Raw genomic sequence first — 5,819 nt, 5'->3', positions numbered from 1 at the left:
AAGAATGATTTGATAATTTCATATGACGAAAAAATCTTGGATTATCTTGTAGACAAAGGATACGACAAGAAATTCGGAGCAAGACCTCTTGAAAGACTTATCAGAACAGATATTGAAAATGAACTTGCCGACAAGATCCTGAACGGAGATATCGACAAAAATAGGAAAACAACTATAACTGTGATTAACGACAAGGTTAGCTTTAGAAGATATGTAAGAAGCAAAAAGACTGTGAAACAATAATATGAAAAAGAAAACAAAATACGTGTGCAAAAATTGTGGCTACGAGCAAGCCATGTGGATAGGAAAATGCCCCAGTTGTAACAGCTGGGGTTCCATGCAAGAACAAGAAATCGTAGATGAAAAATCGAATACTACAACGACAAGCTCAAGCAAATCTTCAAAAGCGGTTAAATTAGTCGATGTAAAGATAGATTCGTCGGAGAGAATTCAATCGTCGATTACTGAATTAAACAGAGTTTTTGGTGGAGGACTTGTCAGAGATTCCGTGTCAATTCTAACTGCAAGACCAGGAGCTGGAAAATCGACTTTGCTACTTGAACTAGCAAATGATTTGGCTTCTAAAAATATAAAAGTTCTCTACATTTCTGGAGAAGAATCCACATCTCAAATCAAACAAAGAGCGATGAGAACTATGGATAAAATCCCAGAAAATATTTGGTTAATTTCAACGACAAGCATGGACAACGCTTTGGGTTCTATTCACAAAATAAAACCGGATGTGATTTTCTTGGATAGTATTCAAACATTCCAGCTTAGTGAATACACTTCACGTCCAGGTTCTCCTGTGCAAACTGTAGAATGTGCGAATAAAATTGTAGAAATCTGCAAAAATCCCGAAAAACCAACTCTTGCGATTATGATTGGACACATGACAAAATCAGACGAAATGGCAGGACTCAGAACGCTTGAACACTTGGTAGATACTGTGCTTTATTTGGAAGGTGAAAGTGACGATCCATTGAGATTGTTGACAACGACGAAAAACAGATTCGGTCGAACTGGAGAGATTGGATTGTTTAATATGCAAGAAGATGGAATAAAGGAAATCACCGATGCGTCAGATTATTTCGTCACAAAAAGAAAAAAAGATGTAAATGGTGCAGCGCTTTCTGTAATAAAAGAAGGGTCACGAATTTTGGTTGTCGAAGTTGAAGCATTGGTGTCCAAATCATTCACACCGTATCCTCAAAGAATAGGGGATAGCCTTCGCAAGGACCAATTGAATACGCTCATTTCTATATTGGAAGAACGCGCAGGGATGAATATGTATGACAAAAATGTCATCATCAAAACCACAGGAGGAATCAAAATCCAAGAACAATCCGTGAATTTGTCCATAATAATGGCGATTGCATCATCACTTATGAACAAACCAATTCCATCTGATGTTGTGTTCATTGGAGAAGTCGGATTAACAGGAGAAATCAAAAGAGTCCCACAAATCGAAACCAGATTAAAAGAAATCGAAAGATTGGGATACAAAAAAGTTTATATCTCACAAAACACAAAACTAACACAAAAATACGATCTTGAAATCAAACAATTTGATAGCATAAGATCGGTAATATCAGATATATTTTAAAAGGCACTCATAAAATGAACTGACTCCCAAAAGTTAGACCTAAAAACTAACTTAAGGAGGTCAGTTCAAAAATAGAGTGTCTTTTTCTAATTCTTTCCTAATATTAATTTATTGTTATCGATGTAGGTTTTTATCGCAGACAAATCATTTTTCTCATACAAATCCAATAGATATTGTCTGTGAATTTTGGATTCTTCTTGACCATCCTTGTAAATTGGATAATCTTCGTTTTCTTTCATGGACTGCATAGCCTTTTTTAAGTCTTCATCAGAACTTATGCCGTATCTTTCAGAATACGGATTGTAAGTATTCATAGATTGATGTTTGCACATTGTGAATGAGAACATCATTACAGTGCATAAAAAAATTACAAATAATTTGCTACGTTTCATAAAAGCCTCCAAACTTTTTATTTAATTTAATTATATAACGTTTTATAAAAAAAACAATTCTTATATTCAAAAAAGAGTGGACTATGTCCACTCTCAAATTTTATAATTCTTTTTCTATTTCGTCTAATATTTCCAATAATTGTGGAAGGATTTCTTCAAGAACTCCATCGTTCATTGGGTTTTTGATGTTACCAGCTTTCATTATTCCGAAGAATGATTGGCTTCCACCAACTTTACAGATTTCAAGGTAATCTTTGAATGCTTCTTCACGGTTCTTTCTTGATTTCAATAAGAATTGGAATGCGCAAACTTGTGCCAATGTGTAATCAATGTAATAGAATGGGTTATTGAAGATGTGACCTTGTCTGTACCACCAAGTTCCTTTTTCTAAGAATTCATCATCATAATCCAAGTTTGGACGATACATCAATTCTATTTCGTGGTATTTTGCTTTTCTTTCTTCAGGAGTGCAATCAGGATTTTCGTATACGAAGTGTTGGAAATGGTCGATAGTTACACCGTAAGGAATGAAACTGATAGCTCCATCTAAGTGAGAGAATTTGAATTTGTTAGTTTCTTCTTCGAAGAACAATTCCATCCATGGCCATGTTAAAAATTCCATACTCATTGAATGGATTTCACATGCTTCAAATGTTGGCCAGATGTATTCGAAAATTCTTCCGTCCATTGAAGTATAAGATTGGAATGCATGACCAGCTTCGTGAGTCATTACTTCGACATCGTGAGTAGTTCCGTTGAAGTTTGCGAAGATGAATGGAGATTCATAATCTTCAATTGTAGTACAATATCCGCCGCCTTCTTTACCTTTTTTGCTTTCCAAATCGAATAATTCTCTTTCATACATAAAATCGAAGAATTTTTTAGTTTCTGGTGACAATTCTGAGTACATTTTCTTAGCCTTATCTACCAAGAAGTCTTTTTCTCCGTGAGGTTTTGCGTTACCATCAGTGAACATTACGTTGTTATCGTAAGCTTTCATGTCTTCAATGCCAATTCTCTTAGATTGTTTCTTTCTCAATTCAAGATAAACTGGTGTTACGTATTTTTTGACAAATTCTCTGTATTTTGCAACATCATTCTTGTCATAATCAGTTCTCATTAATGATTTGTATTGGTATTCAATGTATGAATCAAATCCTAAAGCTTTAGCCATATCTGTTCTAACGTGAACCATTTCATCGTAAATATCGTCGATTTCTTTTTCATGTTCTGCGAAAAATTCTGAGATTTTTCTTGTGGCAGCTTTTCTTTCATCACGATCTTTTGATTGTGTGTAAGGAGCCATTTGTGACAATGTCAATGTTTTATTGTCAAATTCGATTTGTGCAGATGCGATTAGTTTGTTGTATTTTGTAGTTAATTGGTTTTCTTTTTGCTTAAAAGGAACTGCTTTTTCATTAAAAATCAATTGACAGCTTATTAAATCAAACAAATGTTGTCCAAAATGTTCAACCAAATCGTCTTTGAATTTGGAGTTGTCGATTGCTTCGTACATTTTAGTGTCAAGCACTGAATAATGTGGCATGTATTCATCTAAGAAATCTTGTTCTTCTTTGTAGAATTCATCGTTAGTATCAATCGTGTGACGAATGTAGGCAAGGTTTACATTAGTGCTTAATGTTTTCTTGTATTTGTCCATTTCTTCCATGATTTTGATTTGTTCTTCGGAAGTTGTGGAATCGTTAAATCTTTTGATAAAATCTTCGACCTTTTTCTTGTCTTCTTCGAAGTTAGGTCTAGTGTATTTGTATTCTGTAAATTTCATTTTTTCACCTCTAAAATCATTTTATCATATTTTTATTGAATGTAAATGTTTTTATGGTTGATAAATATTTCTAAGAAAAAAACAATAAAATAATATAGAGAAAAGTGTTAGATAATTTAAAAAAGTGGGTATATAAAAAATGTAAGAGATTTGAACTGATGATTCCACCAGCTTAAAATTTTCTTATAAAGAAAAGGAGATGTTATTTAATGAATAATAGTTATGATGAAAGAGTAAAGTTTGTTAATGGAAATTATCACTCTTTAGTTCACGCAAGAAAGCCAAAAGATATAGATGATAAAAAAGCCTACATTATAGGTACTGGTATTGCTGCATTGGCTGCGGGTGGATTTTTAGTAAAAGATGCTCACATGAAAGGCGAAAATATTACTTTTATTGAACAATTAGAATTGCCTGGTGGAAGTTTGGATGGAGAATTTAAGGCTGAACACAGAGGATATGTTGCCAGAGGTGGTAGAGAAATGGGTCACCATTTTGAAATTTTGTGGGACTTGTACAGTGCGGTTCCATCATCTGAAAATCCAGAGGAATCAATACTAGATCATTTCTTCTACACTAACTTAGACGATCCAAATTTCAGTAAATGTCGTATAACTCATGAAAATGGTAAAAGATATGATGAAGAAAAATTCAACTTATCAGACAAAGCTTTGAAGGAAATTGCAGAGCTTACAATTACAAAAGATGAAATCTTACAAAACAAACAAATTGATGAAGTTTTCTCAGAAGAAACTTTGAATAGTGATTTCTGGATTTTGTGGAGATCAATGTTTGCGTTCCAAAACTGGAATAGTGCTTTGGAAATGAAATTGTATTTGAACAGATTTATCCACCATGTTGGAGGACTTCCTACACTTTCAGCTCTTCAATTTACTCAATACGACCAATACGAATCTATCGTTAAACCGATAGTTAAATGGTTAGAAGAAAAAGGTGTTAAATTTGAATACGGAATCACTGTAAAAGATGTTGATTTTGATATAACTGCTGATAAGAAAGTTGCTACAAAATTGGTAATGGAATCAAGTAAAGGTGAAGACAAATCAATTGATTTAACTGAAAATGATTTGGTGTTTATAACTAATGGATCAATGACTGAATCATCAAGCTACGGTGACGATGAGACTGCAGCAACTTTGAGTGCTGATCTTGGCGGAAGCTGGGATTTATGGAGGAATATAGCATTAAAATCAGATGAATTCGGCAAACCTGACAAATTCTGTAAAAATGTTGAAAGAACTAACTGGGAATCTTGTACTGTAACTGTTCATGGTGGTAAAGTTATCGACTATATCGAAAATATTACTAAGAGAAATCCTTACACAGGAAAAGTAGTTACAGGTGGTATCGTAACTGTTAAGGATTCAAATTGGTTGATGAGCTGGACGATTAACAGACAACCACAATATGTTGGTCAACCAAAAGAAGATATTTGCGTTTGGGTTTACGGATTATTTACTGACAAAGACGGAAATTATATCAAAAAAACTATGAGAGATTGTACAGGAAAAGAAATCACAAAAGAATGGTTATATCATATAGGTGTTCCTGAAGCAGAAATCGATCAATTATCACAAGATTGTTCAGCAATTCCTGTAATGATGCCATATATTACAAGTCATTTTGAACCTCGTGAATTTGGCGACAGACCTTACGTTGTTCCTAAAGGAGCTGTGAACTTTGCATTCCTTGGACAATTTGCAGAAACACTGGACAAACCTGGCAGAGATACTGTATTTACTACAGAATATTCTGGAAGAACAGCAATGGAAGCTGTATATGCATTGTGTCATGTTGAAAAGGGAATTCCAGAAGTTTACGCTTCAAGATACGATTTGAGATATTTATTAAATGCAGTTAGTGCACTTAATGATTACGAAAAACCTGACCTACCAATTCCAAAATTGTTAGCTCATAGTATTGGAAAGAAAATAGAAGACACTGATATCGAATTAATGTTAAAAGAAAATAATTTGATTTAGATTTGTTAATATCCCTGGAATTTATTTTCTGG

5 protein-coding genes are annotated in these 5,819 nt (G+C 33.7%); 3 read left to right on the top strand and 2 right to left on the bottom strand.

From position 1 onward, the window contains the following. Positions 1 to 243: hypothetical protein (locus KHW44_RS05635; RefSeq protein WP_304066991.1), on the top strand; the 243-nt coding region annotated here is incomplete at its 5' end. Position 244: 1 nt separating this feature from the next. Continuing rightward, a complete protein-coding gene (gene radA / locus KHW44_RS05630) occupies positions 245 to 1,606 on the top strand; it encodes a DNA repair protein RadA (protein WP_304066989.1) in 1,362 nt (453 codons plus the stop codon). Positions 1,607 to 1,692: 86 nt separating this feature from the next. Here radA and KHW44_RS05625 read toward each other — a convergent pair whose 3' ends face one another. Beyond that, positions 1,693 to 1,998, bottom strand: coding sequence for a hypothetical protein (locus KHW44_RS05625; RefSeq protein WP_274983428.1), 306 nt, complete (start codon positions 1,996 to 1,998; stop codon positions 1,693 to 1,695). Between the two features lie 100 nt (positions 1,999 to 2,098). Continuing rightward, a complete protein-coding gene (locus KHW44_RS05620; protein ID WP_304066986.1) occupies positions 2,099 to 3,784 on the bottom strand; it encodes a M3 family oligoendopeptidase in 1,686 nt (561 codons plus the stop codon). A 209-nt stretch (positions 3,785 to 3,993) separates the two neighbouring features. Here KHW44_RS05620 and KHW44_RS05615 point away from each other — a divergent pair, with 209 nt between their 5' ends. Next, the gene (locus tag KHW44_RS05615) at positions 3,994 to 5,787 is read left to right on the top strand and encodes an oleate hydratase (RefSeq protein ID WP_094208295.1); all 1,794 of its coding nucleotides are present in this window, start codon (positions 3,994 to 3,996) and stop codon (positions 5,785 to 5,787) included. Positions 5,788 to 5,819: the final 32 nt, after the last annotated feature.

The sequence above is a fragment of the Finegoldia magna genome (assembly GCF_018371055.1).
Classification (GTDB): domain Bacteria; phylum Bacillota; class Clostridia; order Tissierellales; family Peptoniphilaceae; genus Finegoldia; species Finegoldia magna_I.
This window is presented reverse-complemented; position numbering and strand designations above follow the sequence as displayed.

What these genes read in the sequence shown, in the direction of transcription:
- radA (WP_304066989.1), top strand. Translation starts at nt 245, where the DNA reads ATGAAAAAGAAAACAAAATACGTGTGCAAAAATTGTGGCTACGAGCAA.
- KHW44_RS05615 (WP_094208295.1), top strand. Translation starts at nt 3,994, where the DNA reads ATGAATAATAGTTATGATGAAAGAGTAAAGTTTGTTAATGGAAATTAT.
- KHW44_RS05620 (WP_304066986.1), bottom strand. Translation starts at nt 3,784, where the DNA reads ATGAAATTTACAGAATACAAATACACTAGACCTAACTTCGAAGAAGAC.
- KHW44_RS05625 (WP_274983428.1), bottom strand. Translation starts at nt 1,998, where the DNA reads ATGAAACGTAGCAAATTATTTGTAATTTTTTTATGCACTGTAATGATG.